This window comes from Halomonas sp. SpR1 (assembly GCF_031010175.1).
Taxonomy (GTDB): domain Bacteria; phylum Pseudomonadota; class Gammaproteobacteria; order Pseudomonadales; family Halomonadaceae; genus Vreelandella.
The window spans coordinates 17,899-43,382 of sequence record NZ_JAUAMB010000023.1 but is presented as its reverse complement, the minus strand read 5'-3'; the positions used below and the strand labels follow the sequence as shown (position 1 = coordinate 43,382).

The following is a 25,484-nucleotide window of genomic DNA, read 5'->3' as shown; positions in this document are numbered from 1 at the left end:
TGAGACAGGCCTGAATTATGTCACCTCCAACCGGAAAAATGTATCTCGGCATTATGATTGCCGTCATCGCTAGCGCTGCCGCGCTGGCATGTATGCAGGCGGTGTCGTCGGAAAGTGATGCCGTCGACGAGCCGACGGCGCAGCCCTCACTATCCGTCAACGTGACGACATTAGAACCTCAGACGCTTCCGACGACGATTGCGGCCAATGGTGATATCGCTGCGTGGCAGGAGATCATTATCGGTACCGAAATCGGTGGCCTGCGGCTGGTAGACGTCAAGGTAGATGTGGGTGATGAGGTCACGGAAGGGCAGGTGCTGGCCGTTTATAACGACACGACGGTGCGTGCAGAGCTGGCTAGGAGCCGCGCTGACGTAGCGGAAGCCGAGGCAACGCTTGCGGAAGCGAATGCCAATGCCCAGCGTGCCCGAAGTTTGAAAACCACGGGATCGCTTTCAGAGCAGCAGATTCAGCAATACGAAACCGCCGAACTCACCGCCAGGGCGCGGCTAGGCGTTGCGCAAGCGCAGAATGAAGCCCAAGCGCTACGCTTGGCTCAGACGCAGGTGGTCGCCCCGGACGACGGTTTGATTACCTCCCGCACGGCCACTGTTGGCGCTGTTACCGGCGCCGATCAGGAACTGTTCAGGTTGACGCGCCACGGTCGGCTGGAATGGCGGGCCGAGGTCGCCGCCTCTGAGCTGAATAAGCTGCGACCCGGTCAGACTGCCAGGATTTCCCTGCCAGGCGGATACGAACTCGACGGGCATTTGCGCACAGTCGCGCCGCGCGTGGACGCCGCTACCCGAAATGGCTTGGTCTATGTCGACCTTCCGATAAGCGACATCGCTCGGGCGGGAATGTTTGCGCGGGGTGAATTTGAACTGGGCAGCCGCCAAGTGATGACGCTACCCCGTACCGCGGTGCAACTACGCGACGGATTTGGCTACGTCCATCGCGTCAGCGTTGAAGGCCAAATAACGGAGCAGAAAGTTGCCCTTGGTCAGCAAACGGATGATCGCATCGAAATTCGCGACGGGCTTGAGCCCGATGCCAAGGTGGTCGCCTCGGGCGGAGCTTTTCTGGGTAACGGTGATCAGGTTCGGGTGATTGAGGGAGAGCCGGGTCATTCACCCCAAACGACCGATACCGACGTCGAGGAGGGGGTATGACGCTCAATACCTCATCCTGGGCGATTCGCAATCCTATCCCGGTTGTTCTGCTCTTCATCCTATTGACCTTCTGGGGGCTCATCTCCTTCCGAGGCTTGTTTATTCAGGACTTGCCGGATGTGCAGCTGCCCCTTGTGGAGGTCTCCGCCTCGTTGCCGGGGGCGGCCCCCGCCTTAATGGAGAACGAGGTTGCCCGCAAGATCGAGGACTCCATCGCTACCGTCTCCGGCGTCAAAAATATCTCTACAACGCTGACGGATGGTAATGCCGATATCGCTATCGAATTCCGGCTGGAAAAGTCCTTGCAAGAGGCTATTGAGGACGTGCGCGACGCAGTTTCCCGCATCCGCTCGGATCTACCCGCCGACCTGCGTGATCCAGTGATTCGGAAGGGTGAGTTTTCCAGTGAGCCGATTGTACGCTACGCGGTGACCTCCTCCGATCTAGACGATGAGGCACTCTCCTGGTTCGTCGATGACAAAATGACCAAAGCCGTCTTGTCGGTGCCGGGCGTTGGTTCGGTTCGGCGTATCGGCGGGGTCGATCGCGAAGTTCGCGTGGCATTGGATCCGGATCGCCTGTTGGCGATGAACACGACAGCACTGGATATCTCCCGCCAGTTGCGTCAGGCGCAGTTGGAGGCCCCTGGTGGCCGCGTTGATGTCGGCGGAGCCGAACAGACCGTGCGCATTATCGCCAACGCTGAATCCGCCGCCGAGCTGGCGAAGATGGAGCTGGCACTCAGCGATGGTCGCCGTATTCGCCTTGATCAGGTGGCGACGGTTACCGATACCGTGGCTGAGCGGCGTTCGATTGCATTGATGGATGGGGCGCCCGTGGTCGGCTTCGAGATGACCCGTGCCGAGGGATACGGCGAGGTGGATGTGGCCGAGGGCGTGCAGTCTGCGCTCGCGGAATTGCAGTCGCAATATCCTCATATAGAGATCGAAGAAGCCTTTAATTTCGTCGGGCCGGTGCTGGAGAACTACCAGGGCTCCATGCATATGTTATTCGAGGGCATGGCGCTGGCGGTTCTGGTGGTGTTCTGCTTCCTGCGCAATTGGCGGGCCACGCTGATTGCGGCGGTCACACTGCCACTGTCGATCATCCCCACCTTCGCCTTCATGCACCTGATGGGCTTCTCGCTCAATGTGGTGACGTTGCTGGCGCTCTCGCTGGTGATCGGGGTGCTGGTGGATGATGCCATTGTCGAGATTGAGAATATCGAACGGCACCTGCTAATGGACAAGCCCCCGCGCCAGGCTGCTATGGATGCTGCGGCAGAAATCGGCTTGGCCGTTGTCGCCACCACCTTTACGTTGATTGCCGTTTTTTTGCCCACGGCCTTTATGAGCGGCACCGTCGGGAAATTCTTCGTTCAGTTCGGTTGGACTGCCTCTGTGGCGGTGCTGTTCTCGCTGCTGGTGGCGCGCCTTCTCACACCTATGCTGGCGGCGTATCTGTTGCGCAAACCCAATCAGCATCGTAGCGATCCAACGTGGATTAGCTACTACTTGATCGTTGCTAACGGGTGCCTGCGCCACCGTAAGACAACGCTTATCGCGGCGGCGGCCTGCTTTGCAGGAGGTATCTGGCTGGCCTCGACCCTGCCGGGTACCTTCATACCCCCCGATGATGATTCCCAGACGCAGGCGACGCTCACCTTGCCGCCCGGTAGCACTTTTTCTGAAGCGGCGGCGCTTGCCGAGCAGGCACGCTCACGACTGGTGACGCAGCGGCATGTCGTCAGCATCTTCGCGGCTGTCGGTGGGGGCTCCGGCAGCAGTAACAGCGATGTGACCTCGGTTGAGCTGACCGTTGGTTTGGCGGATCGCGCAACCCGCGCGGGCGTTACGCAGCAAGACATAGAGCAGCAGTTACGCGTTGTACTCGCCACACTTCCCGGCGTGCGAACTCGCGTAGGCGACGAGGGGGATGGCTATGAGTTGGTGCTCGCCGGTGAGGATAGCCGGGTGCTTGAACTGCATGCCCGCCAAGTCGAGCGGGAGATGCGCGCCATTCCCGGCATCGGTGCGGTGAGTTCGACGGCCAGCCTGGTCAGGCCTGAGCTCATTGTTCGCCCTGATTTTGCCCGCGCCGCCGACCTTGGGGTCTCGGCTCAGGCCATCGCCGATACGCTGCGCATCGCGACAGTGGGCGATAACGCTGAGGACCTTCCTAAGTTGAACTTCAGCTCGCGTCAGGTGCCGGTGATGGTTCGACTGGAGGATGCCGCTCGGGAGGATATGGCGACCCTTAAACGGCTACCAGTGCCTGGTGCGAACGGGCTAGTGCCGCTGGAGAGCGTGGCTAACTTTGAGTGGAGCAGCGGTCCTTCGGAAATCACCCGGCATAACCGTCTGCGCAACGTCAATTTCGAGGTAAGCCTGCAAGGGCAGCCTTTGGGAGAAATCGAACAGGCCGTGCAGGCACTGCCCAGTTTACGTCAGTTGCCGCGCGGCGTGTTTCAGGCAGCAGAAGGCGATGCAGAGGAAATGGCGGAGCTTGCCTCAAGCTTCGGGATTGCCATGCTGACCGGCGTGCTGTGTATCTACATGGTACTGGTGCTGCTGCTCAAGGATTTCATGCAGCCGATCACCATTCTGGTGGCACTGGTACTCTCCATCCCTGGGGCTTTCCTGGCGCTGTTTCTCACGCAGACGCCCGTGTCGCTGCCCGCCATGATCGGATTGATCATGCTGATGGGCATCGCCACCAAGAACTCAATCCTGTTGGTGGACTACATCATCATCGCCCGTCGGGTGCATGGGTTGGAACGTGTGGACGCCATTCTTGATGCCTGCAAAAAACGTGTCCGGCCCATCGTGATGACCACCATTGCCATGGGGGCGGGCATGATGCCGATCGCTCTAGGATGGGCTGGCGATCCCAGCTTCCGGGCCCCCATGGCCTTTGTTGTCATTGGTGGACTGCTCACTTCAACGCTTCTGAGCTTGCTGGTTATCCCGGTGGTTTACAGCTACGTGGATAACATCGGCAATATCCTGGGGCGGTTCAAGCTGCCCCCAAACCACGCAACGCAAACATCGGAGTAGAAATTGTCATGAAACAGATCGAAAAAAACCTAGAGAGCCTGACAATGGGACGCCGTAGTTTTCTAACTGGCGCGGCTGCACTTGGTGTTGGTGCCGGGTTGTCCGCGCCTGCCATTATCTCCAGTGCTGCCGCGACAGAGACGTCGGTCATCGCGTTGCGAGACCAGGATCTGCCATTTATTGCCACGGAAGAGACCTATACCACCGAGGAACTGATCGCGCTGAACGCGATTAACGATGAACACGTAGAGTACCTCAGGGAAACGGGTCTTGCTGAACTCGGCCCTGGTCGCATCGGCGCAATGGATGAGGCGGGGATCAATGTTCAAATCCTCTCCGCCCATACGCCGGGCGTGCAGAATGTCCCCGGTCAGAAAGGCATCGATTTTGCGTATCGTCTCAACAAGATGATTGCCGATGGCCCGATGGCCACCCATCCGGGGCGGTACCAGGCCTATGCAACCTTGCCTCTGCAGAACCCGGAAGCATCAGCGGACGAACTGGAACGCGCCGTTCGGGAAGATGGCTTTGTGGGGGCCATGACCAATGGATTCATTGGCAACAAATTCCTCGACCACCCGGATTTCGAGCCCATTCTGGCGCGCGCCGAGGCGCTTGATGTGCCGATCTATCTGCATCCAGGTTTTCCACCGGAAGACGTGTTCAATATTTATTACAACACCATGCGGCCAGGGTATGACCAATTGTTCCAGAACTACATTTTCAGCGGTTCAGGATATGGATGGCACCAGGAGGTGCTGACTCAATGTCTTCGACTGATCATCACTGGGGTGTTCGATAAATTTCCTAAACTGCAGATGATTATCGGCCATATGGGAGAGGGCCTGCCGTTCTACTACGAGCGTATCGTGGGAGATATGAGCGAGTCGACTGAAGACTCGCTGAACAAGCCTATCGGGCAATATTTCAGTGACAATTTCTGGTACACAACCAGCGCACTCTTCCAGGATGAACTGCTTCATCTTTTGCTGAGGTACATCAGTGTGGATCGAGTGATGTTTGGAACGGATTACCCGTTTGCAGACATGAAGCAAGGAACCGACTGGTTTCGGGCGGTGAACCTGCCCCGTGAAGCCAAGGAAAAAATTGCGTACCGAAATGCAGAAAAGCTGTTCGGAATAAAGGTCTGACGCACCCGCCCGGGATCGAATGATGCCGATTGGTTTTGGTATCAGAGGGGCCATAACCGAAGATCACTTTGGCTGTATCTCAAGGGTACAGCCAAAGGATGCCAAGCGAGACCCCTTGCCTCCCTCATAGCGGCCAACCACTCATCGGAAGTCTCATGTCCCCCAATCCAGATTCCACTGTCATCAATCGGCGGTTCAGGAGGGCGCTGCCCTCCGTTCTGGCGCCGTGTTGCGGAAGTGCCGTCGAGCGGAAAGGAACGCGCACTGAGGTCATGGCTGATTCACTCCGTATGCTGAAGTCGGCAATGCTCTATCCTTATCCTTGGTATCTTAGCGATAGAACCTCGACAGCGCCCTGAGTACCTCGTTCGACACCCGGGCCTGGAGCTCGATATCGTCGAGTTCGTTCATGCGGTAGTCATAGACTTCGAAGGCCCCTGTGGGGTGCACGGCCACCTGGTAGTCGGGCATCAGGATGCCATAGCCCATGTAGCTGCCTGAAAGCATCCAGTCGCGATGGGGTTCGACATCCAACAGGCTTTGCCCCAGGGTGTAATGTTGAGGTGCCGATTCACAATCGAGCAGTTCCTCGAGCAGCGTCGGTGCGATATCGGCGTGATGTGTTCGCCGCTCCAGCGCACCACCGGATCGCCTCGGCAAATGCATCACCAGCGGGACCTGAACCTGCTCGGGCGTGTAGTTGCTGCCATGTCCCCAGTAGTTCTTGCCATGTTCGTTGAAAGACTCACCGTGGTCGGAAGTAATCACTATCGCAGTATCCTCAAGCTGCCCACGGCGCTCCAGGTCATCAAGTACGCGCCCCAATTGCTGATCCACATAGCGCGCCGCCGTGCGATAGCGGTTCCAGTAAGGTTCGGGGTCAAAGTCAGGCCCCAGGCTCAGGTGGTTGATATGCTCCCAATAAGGCGTGAACCGAGGGAAGTCTGGCGGATGGCTGTAGCCGTGCACGGCGTCATAGAACAGGAAACCAAAAAACGGCCGCTCATCTGACCTTGCCTCTTCTTTGTCCATCCAGGCTAGCCAGTCATCGGTGATCTGCTGGTCGCGCTCCCAGGGCTCGCCCTGTGCTGGCTCCAGCGAGACATCCTTGAGGCCGGCAAAAACGTTACGGTCAAAGGCAGGGCTCACCAGCGTCGCCGAAGAGAGAACCTGAAAGCGGTAATCGGCAGCCTCGAATTGCTCCATCAGCACCGGGGGCGTCTGGCTGGCAGTAAATGCTTCCCAGTAGGTGACTGGTAGGCCATAGAAGAGGCTGAAGACGCCGGCCTTGGTGGAGTTACCACCACTGATATGCTCACGCGCCCTGAACCAACCGGGTTGATTGGCGTACCGGTAAAGATTCGGCATCACTTCAGGAGTGAGCATGTCGTGACGCAGGGCATCCACCAGCACCAGCAGCAGGTTGTCGGAAGACACCGACGGCGAGCAGCTCAGTGGCGCGGAGGGGTAGACCAGGCCCTGCGCCTTTCCCTCCGACGCCTTGAGATCCACCCGATCGCGCACCGCCTGGGGGTCGACCCACCCCTGCTTGACGAAGAAGCGCTTGGCAGTGGCCGGATAGAAGATCGGCACATGACGCGTCATGCCGGTAATGTTGCGGTCGTAGTGGGCATCCGCCCAGGCATGCCAACCGTGCACCCCCAGCAGGGCCAACAAGCTCACTACCAGCATTGCGCCCACAGGTCGTGAAAGTGGCCGTCGCTTGAACAGCAGCCCGAGACCACCCTGCACCGCCAACATGCCTAGCACGCCACCGACGGTCAGTGCCCAGGCGACCCATGAGAAGCTGAACACGTCTCCCCCGGCGTTGAGCAGCAGGTCGAGGATAAAGCCGCTCAAGTGGAAGCGATACTGAGCGTAAACGAAGGTATCAAGCAGCAGCAGTAGCTGCAGGCCACTCGCCCACAGGGTGGTCATCAGCCATAGCCCGATGCCGCGCAAAAGCGTGGCCAGCAGGAACATCGGCAAAGCTCCCAGCCATACCAGCAGCGAGAGATGGCCGAGGAAAACCATCAGCAGGTAGCCCCACTGCTCGGCCCCCTCGGGCTGGATATAGCCGACATAACGCAGCGAGATCATCCAGGTAAGCAGCAGGTTGGCCAGTGTCCAGGCGCCAAGCCAGCGCCACCGGTGCAGGAGTCGATAGAGCATGCGCGAATTCTTCAAAGATCAGAGGCCCTTCAGTCGATGTTGGGTGGAAAGAGTGTTGACTGTCGCAGCCGCTCACTTACTGAAAACTTACGCAATACTTATCGATCGTGCCGATTCCCCGGTAAGACTTCTGAATGGGCACCTAAGTATGGCTTTTAGTCTGATAGCTTGGCATTGATTCCTTGAATGAGGGTTGAGGAGGTTGGTTGTATTTGCGCTTAATTGCAAACCAGCGCTTGTAGGGCAGCATTTACTTACTAATAGTGCTCGAGTGATGAGGCAATGCACACGATAAACAGTGCCAGAAAGCCAAGTACCCCGAAGGCATAGTGCAGCGTGACAAAGTGGGCGGTAAAGCCGATCAACGGCGGCCCGAGCAGCATGCCGCCATAGCCCAAGGTTGCCACGCTGGCGATAGCAACGCCGGGCGGGGTGTCAGGGTCGTTGGCAGCACGTGAGAATGCCAGGGGCATGATGAGTGCGTAGCCGATACCGAGGAAGAAAAAACCAAGCAGCGCTGCCATGAAATTGGCGGGGAGCACGGCAAGCAGTACGCCAAGGGTGGCCGAACACCCTGCGAAGCGTGCGGCGGTCGCCGGGCCTAGCCGGGAAATCACGCCGCCGCCGATCAAGCGCATGATGACCATTGCCAGCGAGAAGACGGCGTACCCTATCGCTCCCTGGGCCGTGGTTGCCGATGTGACGGTGACCAGAAACAGAGCACTCCAATCGGCAATGGCGCCTTCGCCGAGAGAGGCGCAAAGGGCGATGATGCCGACCCAAAGTAGCACCCCATGGGGGAGCGGAAAGCGTTTTGCATCCGCTGCACGTGGCCTCGTTTCAGATTGCCAGCCAATGCTGCCAAGCCAGATTGTGCATACGTACATCGTGATGCCGATGAGCGAAAAGTGCGCAAGCAGCGACAGCTCCAGGCTCACTGCCATATAGCCAGCAGCGGCACCCACACCTGCTCCCAAGCTCCACATGGCATGAAACGATGACATGACCGGCTTTGCGATGAAACGCTCCGCCTCGCCGGCCCAGCTGTTCATGGTGACATCCATGGCACCATGGCTGGCACCGAAGAGAAACAGCGCAGCCGCAGTTAACCAGAGGTTGAATGCGCAGGCGATCAGCACCAAAGCGAGGGTATAGGCGACAGCAATGGCGAGTGTCGCCCGCGCGGCGCCGTAAGTATCCGACGCCCTGCCAGCCAGCGGAAACGAAATCAGAGCGCCAGAAGCAAGTACGAGCAGCAATAGGCCGAGCCAGCCGCCATCCAGGTCGTGGTACACCGCCACAGTGGGAATGCGCGAAGCCCAGGTGCCGAACAGGCCGCCGTTGAGAAAGAACATGGCGGCGACAGCGAGCCAGACTCTTCGAGGACTAGGCATGCACAACCTCCATGGCCGAGCTACCAAATTCCTCCACTTCTACCGCCACAGCATCAGTGATCAGGCAATCGATATCCTCGATAGCGACCGCCCTATGCCGTGCGCGTCGCCCAATCTTCTCACGCGAGGCCAGCACCAGAGTGCGCTTCGCCGCCCGGGACATGGCGTGTTTGAGGTGCGCCTCCTGCAGGTCGTCAGCGCTGAGTCCAAATTCGGCATCCAGACCGCAGGCGCCGAGTATGGTGATATCCGCATAGAGGTTGGCAGCGGCAAGTAGAGCAGTGTCGCCGACATTGACACCGCCGCGCACGCCCAGCTGTCCGCCCAGCATAAAGACTTCGATGCCATTTTTCTGGCAGGCTACCGCGACCCAGGGGGAAGGCGTCATCACCAGCCGCCCCGGCTTCGGTTGTAGTCTTTCGGCGAGCGCGAGTACTGTGGCGCCGCCATCAAGCAGGAGGGTGTCAGCGAGGTTAATTAAGCTCGAAGCTCGGGCGGCAATGGCATCAATGGCCTGTGAATGGGCCTGAACCCGATATTGCAAAGGAGGTGAAGTTGGCGCAGTAGCAACAGCGCCGCCGCGAACCCGTTGCGCTTTGCCCTGTTGTTCAAGCGCAATGATATCTCGACGAATAGTGTCCAGTGATACATCAAACTCCACCGCAAGGTCTTGCGCGATTAGCTGTTCGCCACTGGCAAGCTTGGTCAATAGCTGCTGCTGCCGGGTTTCGGGAACGTTAAGCATTATGCCTCCTGTGCGCTTTTCTGCATCTTTTTGCGTTTCTGTGCATTTTTAAGCATTTTAATGCATAAGGCAACAGAGGGTTGGAGAGAATCACTTGCAGCGAGGAGGGAATTCAACTGCCCGCAATCAGCAACGGGTGCTTTTTTGGTCAATTACGTTAGGAGAAGGGGTATGGGCAGACAGCGAGTAAGACGACTTTAGTCGCGGCAATAACTGAAGATCTGGATTAGCAAAAAGTATTTTGGCAGTTCGCCAAATTAAAGGTTTGAGGCGTTCGCAAGTCCCTTAAGCTGCAGTAGCCCTTAAGGCAGCCTGTCACAGCCTTGTGCTTGCTACGTTGAAGAGGTTTTTGGCTTTGTTTGATTATGTGCTTTTCCGGGCGGTTAGTTGTGCACTGGGCTGCGGTAGGCGCTTGGAGTAATACCGACCCTGTGGCGGAATACCTGCGAGAAGTGGCTAGGGCTCGAATAGCCAACCTCCATCCCGATGTCGATGATGCTGCGGTCGGTGTGCAACAGCAGTTGCCGGGCTCGCTCCATGCGCAGTCGGATGAAGTATTGCGACGGCGACAGCCCGGTCGCCTGCTTAAACAGCCGACTAAAATGGTATTCGCTCAACTGCGCTGCATCAGCCAGCGCCGTCAGAGAGAACGTTTCGGCCAGATGTTGATTCATAAAGTTAATGACGCGGCGCAATTTGTAGGCTTGCAGCGCGTTGCTGCGCCTGAGAATAACCTTTGGGTCGCGGTAAGTACGCACAAGATGAACAGCCAATGCCTGGGCAAGACTGCTGACGAAGAGTGAGCTGGACTCGCGCCGTTCGGCCAGTTCCAGCCGCATCTGCTCGAGCAGCACCCGCACCAGATTATCTCGTCCCCCGGAGATATCGAGAAAGCTGATCGGGGCATCCTGGCTCCCCAGCAAGTGGCGGGATGCTTGATCGATCAGGGAGTGAGCGAGATACAGATGCATCACTTCGAAGGTGTCGCCTCCTCTGGCTTGCCATCGCATCTCATACGGCAACGCCGTGCTGGTTAAGTAGAAGTCCCCCGCCTGCACATGTGCTACTTCCCACTCACCGCCCAGAGCGCGCTCCTCGACGAGCGCCGATCCGGATAGCACCATCACAAGCAGCGGCTCGGCTACGGCGGGCACTAGTACGGGATCGGTGATGCTGTGATGGGTGAATAGTTGCAGTACCACGTCCTGTAGCTCGGCGCGCTGGGGCAGCGCAAGGTGCTCGCCCGGCATGCTCTCCAGCATGGATTCGGCTGGGATTCGCAATGTGTTCTCCGATGAAACTACAGACTCGGGCTTAGTCACGAAGATCTATCCATCAGCGCTGCTCTCGAGTAAGGGCGAAAATCGACAGCATAGCGCAAAACTGCGATAGCTGGCGCAATCCTCCCAAAGCCGTGCCTGACTGCCTGCGCGATAGTAAACCCGCAATCAACGACAGCACCCCAATGGGGGGGGGGCCGGCGAATACCTCGCTGGGCCCCGACTCTGGAGAAATACCATGACTAACAGCATGAACGTTGTCCCACAGGAAGTTGAAGGCAAGGTTGCTCTGGTAACGGGCGCTGCCAGCGGCATCGGTAAAGCCATCGCGTTGCTGATGCATGCCCGTGGTGCGAAGGTCATCGCAGAGGATATCAATCCCTCTGTCGAAGAGCTGGCCCGGCCGGGGTTAGTGCCTCTTGTGGCCGACATCACCCAAGACGGCGCCGCCGAGTCTGCGGTTGCCCTGGCGGTGGAAACATTCGGGCGGCTCGACATTCTTGTAAACAACGCAGGCATCATCATTAACAAGCTGGTGGTAGACATGACTCGAGAAGACTGGGAGCGCGTTCAAGCTGTGAACACGACGGCGGCGTTTTTGCATTGCCGCGAAGCCGTGAAAGCGATGATACCGAACAAGTCTGGTGTGATCGTCAACATCGCCTCTTATGCTTCTTACTTTGCTTTCCCGACCATTGCGGCCTATACCGCCTCGAAGGGTGCGCTGGCCCAATTGACCCGCACGCTGGCGCTTGAGGCCATCGAACACGGTATTCGCGTCAATGCTATTGGGGTAGGCGATGTGGTCACCAATATCCTTAACGATGTCATGGAAGACGGACCTGGCTTTCTGACCCAACACGGTGAGGGCGCGCCCATTGGTCGCGCGGCACAGCCGGAAGAGATCGCCGAAGTGGTTGCCTTCCTGGCGTCGGAACGCGCGAGCTTCATGGTCGGTTCTGTCGTTATGGCTGATGGAGGCATGACCGTCGCTGCAGGCTGAGCGAGGGAATGACCCAACTGCAGCGCTGGAGTCGCTGCAGTTGGCGCTACCCCGCCTTGTATCAGGGGAGGGTTGCCTATCACCAGCGAAGCTCTCCTTGCGCATCAGCAAGATCTCCCGAGCTGTCGCCCTTCGACCCGGGCACGATCTTGACCTGGATGTGGTCTAGACTTCAGCTCCACCGTTATGCACAACGACCTCCCGCTGTGTGGGCCTACAGCGTAACGGCAACTCACGGATGGCCCCCTTGCTTTGGGGGCTCGCGGTCTTACCCGTGTTGTCTCCACTCAAGCTTCGCTAGCAATGCGGTTGAGATTTCTGACCGACTCTTCCGGCAAAACTAGCTGGGTCGCAGCCAAATTTTCCTGTAGATGTGCCACGGAGGATGTTCCTGGGATTAGCAAAATGTTTGGGGATCGCTGTAGCAACCAGGCAAGAGCTACCTGCAAAGGCGATGCCTGCAATGATTTTGCCTCTTGCTGCAAAATTGTGGACTGCAACGGTGTAAAGCCCCCCAAGGGGAAGAAGGGGACATAGGCAATTTCATCCTGCGCAAGTTGCTCAATGATTGGATCGTCATTTCTGTTAGCAAGATTGTAGTGATTCTGCACACAGACGATAGGCGCAATAGCACGGGCCTCTTCGATTTGCTTGTCGGTGACATTGCTGACACCCAAATGACGAATAAGCCCTGCTTGCTGTAGTTCGGCAAGTACTGAAAAGGGTTCAGAGATGGAACCTTCAGCAGGGCCGTGCACAGAGAACATTGCCCGCAAGTTCACCACCTCTATCTGCTCCAAGCCTAGATTAATCAGGTTGTCGTGGACTGCCTGTGTAAGCTCAGCCTTAGAGAAGGCCGGAAGCCAGTCACCTTTGTCGTCACGCCGGGCACCAATCTTCGTGACGAGCGTTAGCTCCTTGGGATAGGGGTGCAAGGCCTCCCTAATGAGCTGGTTGGTGATGTGGGGGCCATAGAAGTCGGACGTATCAATATGATCCACACCTTGTTCCACTGCCGCTCTAAGCAGGGCAATGGCGCTCTTTTTATCTTTCGGTGGACCAAATACACCGGGGCCGGCCAGTTGCATTGCGCCATATCCCATGCGCTTGATTTCCCGATCACCTAATTTAAATGTGTTTACCTGTGCGATATTGTTCATGATGGTCTCCTGGTTTTGGTTTCTGCCACAGCTTCGAAAGCCATGTACGGAGAAAGGGCCGCATATTGGGCACTGCCTTTAGCTTTCTCCTTGCTCGCTACGCACAACCACCGCTCGCTCCTGGAGATTACGCCGCCGCAGGGACGTCTGGGCGATCGCTGGCGGGACATAGGCCGCTCCCTCCATCGGCGCCACATCAACGCCCGGCGGGACGATCTCGTCGATCCGGTCGAGGATTTCATCACTCAAATGTACTTCCGCGCCAGCGAGCAGATCGTCAAGTTGCTCAGGCGTGCGGGGGCCGATGATGGCCGATGTGATCGCCGGATGCGTGACTACGAAGGCCAGCGCCATGTGGGCTAACGACAGGCCCGCATTTTCGGCCAGCGGGATGAGCTGCTCGACTGCGTCGAGGCTGGCTTCGTCGGACATCGCCTTGGGGAAATATTTCACCCGCAGCGAGTCCGGTTGCTCTTCACCCTTGCGGTATTTGCCTGTGAGCATTCCCTTAGCCAGCGGGCTCCACGCCATTGCTCCCATGCCATAACGCTGACAGGTGGGCAGCACTTCCCGCTCGATCGAACGGTTGAGAATAGAGTAGGGTGGTTGTTCTGTGCGGAAACGAGCCAGCCCTCGTCGCTCGGCGGTCCATTGCGCCTCCACGATGCCGGAAGCGGGAACGGTCGACGCGCCGATGGCGCGCACCTTGCCCTCGCGCATCAGGTCGGTGAGAACCGACAGGGTTTCCTCGATGTCGGTATCCGGCGCCAGCCGATGAATCTGATACAGGTCGATATGGTCGGTCTGTAGGCGGCGCAGCGAGTCTTCGACCGCGCGGGTCAGCCAACGCCGCGACCCACCTCGGCGGTTAGGGTCGTCCCCCATCGGGAGAGACGCCTTGGTGGCAAGAACGACATCGTCTCGCCGTCCCTTAAGTGCCTTGCCGACGATCTCCTCGGATTCGCCTTGGCTGTAGGCATCGGCGGTGTCGATGAAGTTGATACCGAAATCGAGCGCCTTGTGGATCATGCCGACGCATGCGTTGTGATCGGGGTTGGCGATTCTCCCGAACATCATCGTGCCCAGGCAGTAGGGGCTGACCTGGATGCCGGTACGGCCAAGATTGCGATATTGCATGGTGGTTCTCCTCATATGATGGTAACGGTGCAGGTGAATCATGTTCACAACAGTCGCGAGAAAGATCCCCGCTGCAGAGCGCCTTTGGCACATGACATGAGTCGAGTATGGCAAGCCAAGGCTGGATGAACTACAATGAATCGTCCGTATTTTATTTGCAGGTGTCCTGTATTGCTCGATCCGCTTGCCCAGGTAGTCACGCTCCTTCAACCCGCTGCTCCGTTTTCGAAACGGGGCAGCGGTGCCGGTCGTTGGAGAGTTCACCGCACAGAAGTCGGGCGCCCTTTCTATTGCGCCATTCTTGAGGGGGAATGCCGTCTCGAAGCCGAAGGGCACGACGAGATCATCCTTGAAGAGGGGGACTTTGTGCTCATCCCCTCCGCATATAACTTCTCGATGTCGAGCCGCACACCGACGACCCCCGAAGACATCGTTCAGACGCCCACCCTATTACCCGATGGAGAACACAGGCTCGGCATCCCAGACGACTCTCCTGATGTCCGCTTTCTGGTGGGTTACTGTGTCTTTCGCTCCCCGGATGCGGCTCTGCTCTCGTCGCTTCTACCCAAGCTTGTACACGTTCGGGGAGTGAACCGGTTGGCCACTCTCATGCAACTCGTCAGTGATGAAGCGCTTGCGCAACGGCCAGCGCGGGATGTTGTTCTGGAACGCCTGCTGGAAGTCCTGCTCATCGAGGCCCTTCGCTCTGACGGTAAGACGGGCACATCGCCTGGGCTACTGCGCGGCCTTACCGACGATCGGATTGCGATCGCGATCCGCCGGGTGCATGAAAGTCCCGAGTCGCCTTGGACGGTTGAACAGCTAGCCAATGAGGCAACGCTCTCCCGTTCTGCGTTTTACGAGCGGTTTGGTCGCGCTGTGGGCATGGCGCCAATGGAGTACCTGCTCGCCTGGCGCATGGCCTTGGCCAAGGATTTGTTGCGCAGAGAAAAAGCCAGCATCGCTGATGTCGCCGAACGGGTGGGCTACAGCTCTGCAAGCACCTTTAGCGTCGCCTTCAGCCGCCATGTCGGGCTTCCACCTGCGCGCTATGCCCGGAATACTTCGTTTGACAGGGGGCTACAGGCCGAAGCCGATAGCTCAACGGAGACCGGATCCATCGCTTGATCAAACAACGGCAGGTGACGGATCCACTGCTGCTTCGAAGGTTTCGCCTCTTTTGGCTTCCAAGGTCGTGGGTATTAGGAAAGCGTCGAGGTTCTGTGCTACGTAGGAAAAACAAGTAACCAATCCGGCCGATTAGTCGGCGGTCACTTCCCGAATATTGTCGAGCAGTTCGACAAAATAGGGGTTCCAGGTCAGACGAGCATGATATTTTCCCGCTGCGCTCTGGCCCCATGCCCCGAACCATAGGGTTTCAGGGTCGTCAGGGCGGGGGATATCGTCCTGACCATTTTCAAACATGATGTAGCTTCCTTCTTCACCGTAATAGGTGTTTTCAGGAGCAAACAGCACGTTCATATGGGAGAAGGTGCTAATGCGCCGATCGGGTAAGCTACTGACCCATCTATATAAGAGAGCTTGCCTGTGGCAGAGAGCTTCCGAGTGCTCTCTCCTTGGAAGGGGCCTTGCTGGCGAGCTTTGCGTTGGCAAAAGAAAGATATAGCGTAACGAATTTAAAGTATTTAGCTGTTCAAAACGAACCCTGGCAGCACTGCCTCTGCCTCGATAGCGATTAACCATTCCGGTTCGGCAAGGCCGTGCACAATTAACCAAGTGGCGGCCGGTGGGGCGACGGGGAAGCGATGTTTCAAGGCCTCCATCACCACGTGCTGGTCGTAGCGCGCGGACTCTGCCAAGTAGATTCTCAACATCACCACACGCGAGAGATCGCCGCCGAGACCTGTTAGCAACCGTTCGACATTGTCCAGTGCCGCCTTAGTCTGCTCGGCCAGCTCGGGGCCCGCCAACTCTCCTTCGGAATCGATTCCAACTTGGCTGGACATCAGCACCCGGGTGCATCCCTCTACTAATACGGCTTGGCTATGGCCCTCGATCAATGTGTTGGGCAGGTTGGATGGGTTGAGGGGTTTACGTTTTAAAATATGCATTACAACCTCCTTCGTAAGTTCATCGTGCCATTTGCAAGGCTTATCGAACGATCAATTGCACTGGCTGCTCTCTTGATCTAGTAACTGCATAGTTACTGAGAGCGACTTGACCATCAGGCGATAAAAAGTAATGAATGAATTTGTGACTACACTATTAATCCGCATTTCTTTCTCGTTTCTTACTGACGTTACGTTTGAATCAAATCGGGCTTCAGTAAGTAACGCGTCAGATGTCGTATCTCGATAGTTGCTGAGTATTTCCATCGCTTTGTCGAAGTGTCTGTCACGCTCAGCAAAGCCGGCGATGTCCTCTGGATTCTCGATATCGACAACCATCGCGTGCATATCGCGCTGGCCTGCAATGGTTTCTTCCAGCGTCTCCATACGCTGACTGGCAACGATCACGGTGTTGCCGAATGCATTGAAGCGTAAGGCAAGTTGACGGCCAATCAATACCATGTACTTTTTAACAATTTGGCGGCAACGGGGCTTGCCAACACCTGCGTAAAACTTGCCTGATCCTGCAGGCGTGGAGAAAAGCCTTCATCGCCCTGCCAAATTTGAGTCGAGGTGCTGGAGGAAAGCAGATGAACTCACTCAAACAGGCGGTTCAGACGTATGCCAAGTGCCACGCCAATCGCGATGGTTTGGCGTAACGCCCGTGCCGAGCCTGCGAATGATGTGCGTCGAGGCGCCAGCTGGCGACCTGCAATCGGTCTATAAACCACTGGTTTGTTTGGTTCTGCAGGGCGCCAAGCGCATTCTTGTCGGGAATCAACAAGCAGTTAATGGTGAGGTTTTTGAATCGCAACGAATAGGCGTTTGAGTTAAGGCAATACCATACATGGCGGGAGTTGCTTATTAACTCCCTTCATCTCTGTCGGCAGATAGAGTCACCTCCTTATACTCTTCGAGCGATTCAAGTCGCTCTTTTAGCGCATGGCTAATGGAATCATAGGCCGTGCTGCCTAACGTAATACGGAGTGGTGGGTTCGGCATGTCAGTTATGTTAATGATGGCATCAACGGTGTTGCCTGCATCGCCTTTAATGGCCAAGTCACCTGACGCCAGTGCCCTACGCAGCTCGCCTGCTGGGGTATCTTCATAGATCGGCGTCGTGGGGGTGCGATCCAGCCCTTCAGCAAAGTGGGTGGCAGTGGGGCCCGGCTCGGCGATAATGAAATCAATACCGAAAGGTGCGACTTCCTTCGCCACGGATTCGACGAACCCCTCGATGCCCCACTTCGTGGCGTGATAAAGGCTGAAGCTTGGATAGGCGATCTGACCGCCCTCTGACGATACCTGAACGATACGGCCGCCCCCTTGTTCGCGTAAATGTGGCAGTACGGCACGCAGGAACTGGATGGAGCCAGTAAGGTTGGTCGCTATTTGCCGCTCAATCTGTTCATCGCTGGCTTCTTCGGCAGCGCCAAAGAGTCCATACCCCGCGTTGCTGACAACCACATCGATTCGACCGAACGTCGTGAATGCTTGCGAAACGGCATTTCTCATCGACGGCGTATCCGTCACGTCGAAGGTCAGTATCTGCAAGCGATCACCATGCAAGGCGAGCAAGTCGTCCAGTGAACCCTGGCGACGTAGCGTTGCTATAACGCGATCGCCGCGTTCCAGTAGCCGTTCAGTGAGTAGTCGGCCGAGGCCGGTGGATGTGCCTGTGATAAGCCAGGTTTTAGCCATGAGATCTCTCCTAAGTCATTCATCAAGTGTTGCAAGACAAAGGCTAGGGCAGTAACACTGGTAAGAGAATACTCATCAATTGGCATGAGGAGGTGAAAGTAATTCACCAATGAGTAAGCCAACGTTAACCGACCTCAAAGCGTTTCAGGCCGTGGCAGAACACCGCAGCTTTCGACGAGCAGCCGACCTAATGGGAGTGAGCCGCTCTTCACTCAGCCACACCGTGCGCACGCTTGAACAACGGTTGGGTACCCGGCTGCTTCACCGAACTACACGTAGCGTCTCCCTGACCGAAAGCGGCGAGCGGCTGCTATTGCGGCTGAGCCCGCTATTGAGCGATTTGGAGTCGGTACTGGAGGATGCTTCCAGCGCCGAAGGAAAGATCACGGGGCGGCTGCGTATCAATGGCAGCGAAGGAGCCGTGCGGCTGTTGCTGCAAACCGTGGTGCCGCGTTTTCTCGCCCTTCATGAGGGTGTCGAGCTTGATCTCGTGGCCGAGGGGCGGCTGGTTGATATTGTTGATCAGGGGTTTGATGCGGGCGTAAGACTTAGAGAAGCGGTTCCCCAGGATATGATTGCCATCCCTGTGGGTCAGGAGCTGCGTTTTCTTGCCGTTGCCTCCCCTGACTATCTACGTGGCCGGGTGGCACCAAAAACACCGGACGACCTCGCCTCTCACCAGTGCATAAGGCAAAGGCTGCCGAGTGGCAAACTCTACCGCTGGGAGTTTCAGCAGCACGGCCAGGACATGGCGGTAGATGTGCCCGGTGCGCTGACCTTGGACAGTAGCCAACTGATGGTGGAAGCCGCAGCCGATGGTTTAGGCATCGCCTATGTGCCAGAGTCATATGCCCAAGCCTATTTGAGAGATGGGAGGCTGGTCACCGTGCTGGAAGAGTGGTGTCCAAACATCCCAGGGCTGTGTCTCTACTACCCCAATAACCGGCATGTGCCGCCCAGCTTTCGGGCTTTTATTGACCTGCTGCGAGAGTTGCGGCCTTAAGGTTGCAGATACCTTCTGAGGGCATCCAGTAACCATTGGCCACACCATCCCATGGGAACTGCTTATGGGGCGCTAAAATACTCGCTTTTTTGCTCAGCTTGGCCGTGCTGGGAGCCTGGCAATAACCTTGATTTCAAAGTCGAACCCCGCCAGCCATGTCACGCCGACCGCTGTCCAGTTCGGGTATGGTTTTTCCGGGAAGGCGCGCGCCTTGGCTTCCATGACCGCGGCGAACTGGGCTTCCGGGTCGGTGTGGAAGCTTGTCACGTCAACAATATCCTCAAAGCTCGCACCCGCCGCTTCCAGAACGCTCTGCAGGTTGTCGAAAGCGAGCTGTACCTGAGCGGCGAAGTCCGGCTCGGGCGAGCCGTCTTCACGGCTGCCGACCTGGCCCGACACGAACAGTAGGTCGCCGGAGCGGACGGCAGCAGAGTAGGCGTTCTGCTCATAAAGTGCCTGGCGGCCTGTGGGGAAAACGACATCACGCTTAGCCATGGGTATCTCCATCGATAGGTCGAAATCGACCTGTTATATGATTAAGTCACTTTAGGCTTGCATTCGTGGTGGATAAACGGCGAATTCTGTTCAACATTGTTTGTATATTCCAAACAATTACGAGGTGTTTGGCACAGCCATGGATCGTTTTAATGCAATGCAGGCTTTTGCTCGGGTCGTGGAGACGGGCAGCTTTACCAAGGCCGCTGAAACACTTCACATGAGCAAGACCAGCGTGACGCAACTCGTGCAGCAACTGGAGGCACGGCTGCGTGTAACGTTGCTCAACCGAACCACACGCAAGGTTAACGTCACGGCGGACGGCGCCGCTTACTACGAGCGCGTCATCAAGCTGCTGGCCGATATGGATGATGCCGAAACCAGCCTGTCCAACGCTTCTGTGTTGCCCCGCGGTCGACTAAGAGTAGACGTACCCAGCCCTTTTGCTCGCATGATCCTGATTCCCGCCTTGCCTGCGTTCCACGCTCAATATCCCGATATTCAACTCGATATGGGCGTAAGTGATCGCATGGTGGATCTGATCGGTGAAGGCGTGGACTGCGTGGTGCGCGGTGGGGAGCTTACCGATTTATCGTTGGTGGCACGCCGCATAGGTGATCTGAGTCTTGGTGTTTACGCCGCACCGAGCTATTTGGAAAAGGCGGGTGTCCCTTCGCATCCACAAGAGCTGTCGCTCCCGCCTCACTACATCGTCGGTTTCAGATGGGCACGCTCGGGCTTGGCTTTACCCTACGCCCTGCACCGCAACGGAGAGCGTGTCAGCGTGCAGGGGCGCTATGTGATCTCGGTCGACGATGGAAACGCTGGGCTTGCAGCGGGCCTGGCCGGTCTTGGCGTCATTTGGCTACCGGATTACATGGCCAGGGAGCACGTATCGCGCGGCGAACTGGTGCGCTTGTTTGATGATTGGCACCTGGAACCGATGCCAATGTACGTCGCCTTTCCACCCAATCGACATGTGAGCGCCAAGCTGCGCGTGTTTATCGATTGGGTGGTGGAGTTGATGCCCAAGACGGTGCCTATCGATGATCGGCAGGGGCGTAGACACTGACGTTGAAGTTTTCTTCCGCGATAAGGGCTGTGTCATTGGTTTGCGGGCCTGACCGCGGTCGCAGGTATTGGTATTATCGCCATGCCTACCGGTATTTTAGCGGCAGCGTTTAGCGATGCATTTCAGAAGAAGCGGAACCCAACCGATGGCGAGCAGCCTTAACAGATGAATATGTTAAGGTGCTTTCTCACTCGTTACTCCTTTGTTGTTTCTTTGAATAGTTGATCATCGCCTGTGAGAACCGATAGCCGCCTCTCCCGTATGCTGCATGTGCTGCTGCATATTGCGCGAGAATCCCAGCCGATTACCTCCGAGCAGATTGGCGCCATGCTAGGCACCAACGCTGCCGTCGTGCGGCGCACCATGGCAGGGCTGCGTAAGGCGGGTTATGTAAAATCTGAAAAGGGTCACAACGGCGGCTGGCGCATCGCCTGCGACTTGCACAATGTAACGCTGCTGGATATCCACAACGCTGTGGGCGGGCCACGTATTTTTGCTATCGGCACCGACCGTGATAACCCGGACTGCGCGGTAGAGCAGGTGGTTAATGCAGCGCTATTCGATGCCATGCGCGAAGCGGAAGCGCTGCTCATCGACCGCCTGGGAGCGGTCACGCTGGCAGAGCTTGCCGAACAGTTTGATGATATTGCCACGCGCAAAGGCTACCAACTGCCGACACCTTAACGCTCTACTACCTGCCTGATTCACTCCCACCCTCGTTGTTAATATTGTCATTGACCGCTGTGTGTCTTTTAATGTATCAATAAAAGATACGTGAAATTGGTGTGTTCACCCTTGGCTTGTAAAGCTGGGCGTAATCGGAGGCAGGGCAATGAATTTTGATGCAGTGATTATCGGTGGCAGCTACGCAGGCATGGCGGCAGGGCTACAGCTCGCCCGTGCGCGGCGGAAGATAGTGCTGGTTGATGCAGGCCAACCCCGCAACCGCTTTGCCGCTCACTCCCACGGGTTTTTAACTCAGGATGGCACGCCGCCCGCGGAGATAGCGGCAGAGGCTCGTAGCCAACTGATGGAGTACCCAACGGTTGAGTGGCGCACGGGGCAAGTGGAGGCGATAACCGGGCAGGTGGATAACTTTTCTGTCGCACTGGCTGATGGCGGCTCATACCAAGCACGACGCATTATTCTAGCTGCGGGGGTTACCGATGAACTGCCAGGGTTGCCGGGGCTCGCCGAGTTATGGGGCAAGCACGTTTTCCATTGTCCTTACTGCCACGGCTATGAACTGGGCAAAGAGGGCATCGGAGTGCTGGCCACCTCAGAGCTTGCGATGCACCACGGCTTGATGCTGCCCGACTGGGGAGCGACGACGCTGTTTCTAAATGATGCCTTTGCACCCAATGCCGAACAGCTGGCGCAGCTTAAGGCGCGCGGCACCCAGGTAGAATATGGCGCAGCGGCACGTCTTAATGAGCAGGCGGAGGGTGTTGAGCTGGTAATGCAGGATGATCGTGTGTTTCCACTGGTGGGTTTGTTCGTCGCGCCACGTATTCACCTTAGCCCGCTGATAGCGCAATTGGGCTGCGAGCTTGAGGAGTCTCCCATGGGGAGTATCGTCAAAACCGATGCCATGCAGACCACGTCAATCCCCGGCGTGTTCGCCTGCGGCGATACAGCGCGGGCGGCGGGGTCGGTCACCTTTGCCGTTGCCGACGGCGCCATGGCGGGGCTTGCTGCGCATCGAACGCTGATGTTTGGCATTTAACGCTTGGATTCAGGTGTTTATATGTCAGCTCTCGCTCAATTAGCGAAAATAGAACTATGCTTTAGTATAAGTGTCGTACTTGCCGACTCTTAGATTGTCGGAGAAGGCACTTGTTGATCAAAAAGAAGAAAGCTCGATCTCATACCGAGGATCGTTGCCTGGCTCTGGTGCTAGCGACAACTGCCGGTATTCTCAATGCCATGGCGTTGGGTGCCTTTGGTTTTCTGCCTTCCCATATGAGCGGCAATGCCTCACAGATATCGACTGAAGTGGCCAACTCTAATACCTATGGCTTGTTGTTTCTGGCAGCTCTGCTCTTGGCATTCGTGCTTGGCAGTACGCTCGCACGCGTTGCCGTGGTCGTGTGGCAAAAACTCAGAACCATCTTCTGCCTGATTCTCTTGGCGGAAGGCGTGGCATTGACTGCCGTGTCGGTGTTTGAACTACTGTTTTACTCAACGCGCTTCAACGAGGAAGTGCTGATAGCACTGGGCTTCTTGATGGGAGTACACAACGCGACTTCAACGCAACTCTCAAACGGTCGGGTGAGATCGACTCACGTGACCGGCACTCTAACGGATGCTGGCATCGCGTTAGGCTCGTTCCTATCATCATTGGTGGCACGCGGTGAGGCGACCGACCGCCGTTCTTGCCGAAAGCAACTTTATACGCATTTGACGACGATTTTTTCATTTCTGATCGGGTGTATCGTCGGATTAGTGCTGTTCAATTTGTTTGGTTTCAAGGCGATGCTGGCGCTGGGGGCTGTTTTGATCATCGTTCCTTTGAGCGCGATTGTTATCACCGTGCGTACGGCAAGTAAGTGGAGGGACGCCAGAAGAGCCTAACGGGTAGTGACGTCCCTTCGCCGGTTTCACGGTTACGATTGACTAAGTTGAAGTGGCCTTAGGCCTGCTATGTATCCGCTGATAGCCTGTGGCCTTAATGTTGGGCTTTTACCACAAGCGCCAACTGTACGAATGCTCCTAATGCGACGATCGCCCCCGCGCCCACCGCTAATGTCGAAACGGGCAGGTGGTAGGCAAGCAAAATGCCGCCACTCGCCGCGCCTATCGCACTGCCTAAATAGAGCGCCGATTCATTGAGCGCGACCGCCAAATTGCCGTCGCCATGGGCTTGGCGGGTACGCACGAGTTCGTTGTTTTGCGGCACTTGCAACGCCCAGCCTACGGCGCCCCAAAGCGCAATTGGCAGTAACGTCAGCAGTGGATGAACGGATGCCGAAAAGGGGAGGGCGATCAGCGCTATAAAGAGCAGCAGCATAATCGCCAAAGTAATTACCGGGCCGTTAAATTTGTCGACCAATGGGCCAATCAGAAAGCTGCCTACGACGCCGCCAATTCCCCACACCCATAAATAACCGGTGATCGACTCAACAGCGCCCGATTCGGTGGCCGCCATAAACGGGGCGATAAAGGTATACATGCCTAAGCTGGCAATGGCCGCCAACAAGGAAACCGTCAGAATGGCCATGGCATGAGGGCTTTTCAAAATCGCCAGTTTGCGGGCAAGAGCAAGCGCTGGTGTGGCTGCTAGTGCAGGTAGTTTCAGGTGTAGCCCAGCGCAGGCGATAAAGCCGAGTACTGCGATAAGCCACATCGCTGACGCCCAACCTAAACGTTCCGCCAGCAGCAGACTGATTGGCACCCCCAGTACCGTTCCGCTCGCCATGCCGCCCATAATGATGGCAATCGCTTTACCACGCTGCGCTTCGGGCGTGATGGCGGCTGCGGCGGCAATGCCCATGGCAAGATAAACCCCCGCGCCCACGCCCGCGATAGCTCGCCATATAGCAAGGGATAGAAAACTGGTGGCCAGCGCGCTGGCAATGTTAGCCACGATAAAAACGGCTAACGCCACCAGTAAGCCCAAGCGCTGATGATGGCCGGGCAGTAGTGCCACGACGATGGGCGAGCCCAAGCCATAGGCTAAAGTGAATGCCGTGACTAATTGGGCTGCCTTGGCAGCAGAGACGCTAAAAGCGTCGCCGATAAGTGGAATGAGCCCAGCGGTTACATAAGAGGCCATCCCCAGCGCAAACGCACCCAAAGCAATTAAATAAACCGATAAACGAGATTGGTCAGCCATCACGCTCTCCATGTCAGATAAGGATCGAAAAATCATCGCTAGTTCTGTCAGCGAGAGGCTATTCTGGAGAGGCTTTTAGAGGGGTACAATTTAACCATTTATGCTATTACTAAAAGTGATAAGCTATTAATAGTGATAAGTTATTAAAGGTAACAAGATGACCGCTCCCCGGACGCTTACTCGAACGCGGGAAGACTTGGCTGCATTTCTACGCAAGCATCGCGAGAAAATCGCGCCGGAAGAGGTGGGACTGCCACGAGGCCGCCGAAGGCGCACGCCAGGGTTAAGGCGAGAAGAGGTTGCCGCGTTAGCGGGCGTGGGGCTGACCTGGTATACCTGGCTAGAACAGGGGCGGGATATAAGCGTATCAGCGACGTTTCTGGACAACTTATCCAAGATGCTCAAGCTGGATGCGGCTGAACGCCGCCATCTGTTCTTGCTTGCCCATCAGCGGCTACCCTCTGAGCTAGGTAAAACCTGGTGTAGCGTGCCGCCGCTGGTGAAGACATTGATGGACGACCTACCCACCCGGCCCGCCTATATCCTGAACCTACGCTGGGATGTACTGGCCTGGAACGCCGCCGCCGATAAGCTGTTCAACTTCTCTGCTCACGTGCCGGAACGCCGCAATATGCTGTGGTTGTTATTTACCGACCCTGCCATGCGCCAATTACTATCACCCTGGGAAGAGCAGGTTTGCCAAATGCTATCCAGTTTCCAGCGCGACTTTGCCCGTGCAACCGAAGATCCCGCTATCGATGAGCTGGTTGAAGAGTTAACCAAAGTGGCGCCTGAGTTTAAGGCATGGTGGAAAAAGCAGGAGGTCAACGCGCCCTGCCAGGGAGTGCGTCATCTATATCTTGAAGGGCTTGGTGCTATGGCGTTTGAACACACAACGCTCACCGTTGATGAAGAGCGCCACCTGCGGCTGGTCTACTATGCCCACAAGGGAGCCGATACCGAGCAGCGGGCTTTTAATGAGTGGGTGGCGGGGTAATTTAGCTTTAAGGTCACGTAGCCACTTACGCAAAGCACTTAT

The 25,484-nt window shown here is 56.8% G+C and carries 24 protein-coding genes; 12 read left to right on the top strand and 12 right to left on the bottom strand.

Features of this window, described 5'->3' with window-relative positions:
- Positions 1–17: 17 nt before the first annotated feature.
- From QT231_RS15865 to QT231_RS15855, 3 genes are read left to right on the top strand one after another with little or no spacing between them, the layout of a single operon-like run.
- Positions 18–1,172 (top strand): efflux RND transporter periplasmic adaptor subunit, encoded by a 1,155-nt coding sequence (locus tag QT231_RS15865; RefSeq protein ID WP_308337829.1) that lies wholly within the window; start codon positions 18–20, stop codon positions 1,170–1,172.
- The gene (locus QT231_RS15860) at positions 1,169–4,228 is read left to right on the top strand and encodes an efflux RND transporter permease subunit (RefSeq protein ID WP_308337828.1); all 3,060 of its coding nucleotides are present in this window, start codon (positions 1,169–1,171) and stop codon (positions 4,226–4,228) included. Before QT231_RS15865 ends, QT231_RS15860 begins: the two co-directional genes overlap by 4 nt.
- Positions 4,229–4,236: 8 nt before the next feature.
- Positions 4,237–5,379: an amidohydrolase family protein gene (locus tag QT231_RS15855; RefSeq protein WP_308337827.1), complete on the top strand. Its 1,143-nt coding sequence runs from the start codon at positions 4,237–4,239 to the stop codon at positions 5,377–5,379.
- Positions 5,380–5,709: 330 nt separating this feature from the next.
- Here QT231_RS15855 and QT231_RS15850 read toward each other — a convergent pair whose 3' ends face one another.
- The 4 genes from QT231_RS15850 to QT231_RS15835 form a co-directional block, all read right to left on the bottom strand.
- On the bottom strand, positions 5,710–7,551 hold the full coding sequence (locus tag QT231_RS15850) for a DUF3413 domain-containing protein (protein ID WP_308337826.1): 1,842 nt from the start codon (positions 7,549–7,551) through the stop codon (positions 5,710–5,712).
- Positions 7,552–7,808: 257 nt separating this feature from the next.
- Complete coding sequence (locus QT231_RS15845) at positions 7,809–8,945, bottom strand: MFS transporter (RefSeq protein WP_308337825.1); 1,137 nt, start codon at positions 8,943–8,945, stop codon at positions 7,809–7,811.
- The gene (locus tag QT231_RS15840) at positions 8,938–9,690 is read right to left on the bottom strand and encodes a DeoR/GlpR family DNA-binding transcription regulator (protein ID WP_308337824.1); all 753 of its coding nucleotides are present in this window, start codon (positions 9,688–9,690) and stop codon (positions 8,938–8,940) included. The genes QT231_RS15845 and QT231_RS15840 overlap by 8 nt, the downstream gene beginning before the upstream one ends.
- 383 nt (positions 9,691–10,073) lie before the next feature.
- Positions 10,074–11,012 (bottom strand): helix-turn-helix domain-containing protein, encoded by a 939-nt coding sequence (locus tag QT231_RS15835; RefSeq protein ID WP_308337823.1) that lies wholly within the window; start codon positions 11,010–11,012, stop codon positions 10,074–10,076.
- 196 nt (positions 11,013–11,208) lie between these two features.
- On the opposite strand from QT231_RS15835, the gene QT231_RS15830 reads away from it, so the two are divergent.
- The gene (locus QT231_RS15830) at positions 11,209–11,973 is read left to right on the top strand and encodes an SDR family oxidoreductase (RefSeq protein ID WP_308337822.1); all 765 of its coding nucleotides are present in this window, start codon (positions 11,209–11,211) and stop codon (positions 11,971–11,973) included.
- 287 nt (positions 11,974–12,260) lie between these two features.
- On the opposite strand, the gene QT231_RS15825 is transcribed toward QT231_RS15830, so the two are convergent.
- Entirely contained in the window at positions 12,261–13,133 is an 873-nt protein-coding gene (locus QT231_RS15825) for an aldo/keto reductase family oxidoreductase (protein WP_308337821.1), read from the bottom strand.
- A gap of 78 nt (positions 13,134–13,211) precedes the next feature.
- A complete protein-coding gene (locus QT231_RS15820; protein WP_308337820.1) occupies positions 13,212–14,270 on the bottom strand; it encodes an aldo/keto reductase in 1,059 nt (352 codons plus the stop codon).
- 135 nt (positions 14,271–14,405) lie between these two features.
- On the opposite strand from QT231_RS15820, the gene QT231_RS15815 reads away from it, so the two are divergent.
- The gene (locus tag QT231_RS15815) at positions 14,406–15,398 is read left to right on the top strand and encodes an AraC family transcriptional regulator (protein WP_308337819.1); all 993 of its coding nucleotides are present in this window, start codon (positions 14,406–14,408) and stop codon (positions 15,396–15,398) included.
- Between the two features lie 132 nt (positions 15,399–15,530).
- On the opposite strand, the gene QT231_RS15810 is transcribed toward QT231_RS15815, so the two are convergent.
- The 3 genes from QT231_RS15810 to QT231_RS15800 all read right to left on the bottom strand — a co-directional run bounded on the left by QT231_RS15810 (position 15,531) and on the right by QT231_RS15800 (position 16,801).
- Positions 15,531–15,695: a hypothetical protein gene (locus QT231_RS15810; protein WP_308337818.1), complete on the bottom strand. Its 165-nt coding sequence runs from the start codon at positions 15,693–15,695 to the stop codon at positions 15,531–15,533.
- Between the two features lie 221 nt (positions 15,696–15,916).
- Complete coding sequence (locus QT231_RS15805; RefSeq protein WP_308337817.1) at positions 15,917–16,342, bottom strand: Rid family hydrolase; 426 nt, start codon at positions 16,340–16,342, stop codon at positions 15,917–15,919.
- A 51-nt stretch (positions 16,343–16,393) separates the two neighbouring features.
- Positions 16,394–16,801 carry a hypothetical protein gene (locus QT231_RS15800; protein WP_308337816.1) on the bottom strand — a complete coding sequence of 136 codons (408 nt, stop codon included), beginning with the start codon at positions 16,799–16,801 and terminating at the stop codon, positions 16,394–16,396.
- Between the two features lie 217 nt (positions 16,802–17,018).
- Here QT231_RS15800 and QT231_RS24325 point away from each other — a divergent pair, with 217 nt between their 5' ends.
- A complete protein-coding gene (locus QT231_RS24325; RefSeq protein ID WP_374694405.1) occupies positions 17,019–17,168 on the top strand; it encodes an AraC family transcriptional regulator N-terminal domain-containing protein in 150 nt (49 codons plus the stop codon).
- A gap of 35 nt (positions 17,169–17,203) precedes the next feature.
- On the opposite strand, the gene QT231_RS15795 is transcribed toward QT231_RS24325, so the two are convergent.
- Entirely contained in the window at positions 17,204–18,040 is an 837-nt protein-coding gene (locus QT231_RS15795; RefSeq protein WP_308337815.1) for an SDR family oxidoreductase, read from the bottom strand.
- Positions 18,041–18,149: 109 nt separating this feature from the next.
- Here QT231_RS15795 and QT231_RS15790 point away from each other — a divergent pair, with 109 nt between their 5' ends.
- Complete coding sequence (locus QT231_RS15790) at positions 18,150–19,043, top strand: LysR family transcriptional regulator (protein WP_308337814.1); 894 nt, start codon at positions 18,150–18,152, stop codon at positions 19,041–19,043.
- Between the two features lie 93 nt (positions 19,044–19,136).
- On the opposite strand, the gene QT231_RS15785 is transcribed toward QT231_RS15790, so the two are convergent.
- Positions 19,137–19,538 carry a RidA family protein gene (locus QT231_RS15785; RefSeq protein ID WP_308337813.1) on the bottom strand — a complete coding sequence of 134 codons (402 nt, stop codon included), beginning with the start codon at positions 19,536–19,538 and terminating at the stop codon, positions 19,137–19,139.
- A gap of 139 nt (positions 19,539–19,677) precedes the next feature.
- Here QT231_RS15785 and QT231_RS15780 point away from each other — a divergent pair, with 139 nt between their 5' ends.
- The 4 genes from QT231_RS15780 to QT231_RS15765 all read left to right on the top strand — a co-directional run bounded on the left by QT231_RS15780 (position 19,678) and on the right by QT231_RS15765 (position 23,184).
- Positions 19,678–20,610, top strand: coding sequence for a LysR substrate-binding domain-containing protein (locus tag QT231_RS15780; protein ID WP_308337812.1), 933 nt, complete (start codon positions 19,678–19,680; stop codon positions 20,608–20,610).
- 234 nt (positions 20,611–20,844) lie between these two features.
- Positions 20,845–21,294 carry an Rrf2 family transcriptional regulator gene (locus tag QT231_RS15775; protein WP_308337811.1) on the top strand — a complete coding sequence of 150 codons (450 nt, stop codon included), beginning with the start codon at positions 20,845–20,847 and terminating at the stop codon, positions 21,292–21,294.
- Between the two features lie 148 nt (positions 21,295–21,442).
- Positions 21,443–22,336, top strand: a complete 894-nt coding sequence (locus QT231_RS15770) for an NAD(P)/FAD-dependent oxidoreductase (RefSeq protein ID WP_308337810.1) — start codon at positions 21,443–21,445, stop codon at positions 22,334–22,336.
- A 110-nt stretch (positions 22,337–22,446) separates the two neighbouring features.
- On the top strand, positions 22,447–23,184 hold the full coding sequence (locus QT231_RS15765) for a YoaK family protein (protein ID WP_308337809.1): 738 nt from the start codon (positions 22,447–22,449) through the stop codon (positions 23,182–23,184).
- 94 nt (positions 23,185–23,278) lie between these two features.
- Here the strand turns inward: QT231_RS15765 and QT231_RS15760 are convergent, their stop codons facing one another.
- Complete coding sequence (locus QT231_RS15760) at positions 23,279–24,445, bottom strand: MFS transporter (RefSeq protein WP_308337808.1); 1,167 nt, start codon at positions 24,443–24,445, stop codon at positions 23,279–23,281.
- Between the two features lie 157 nt (positions 24,446–24,602).
- Here QT231_RS15760 and QT231_RS15755 point away from each other — a divergent pair, with 157 nt between their 5' ends.
- Positions 24,603–25,442 carry a helix-turn-helix transcriptional regulator gene (locus QT231_RS15755; RefSeq protein ID WP_308337807.1) on the top strand — a complete coding sequence of 280 codons (840 nt, stop codon included), beginning with the start codon at positions 24,603–24,605 and terminating at the stop codon, positions 25,440–25,442.
- Positions 25,443–25,484 lie beyond the last annotated feature (42 nt).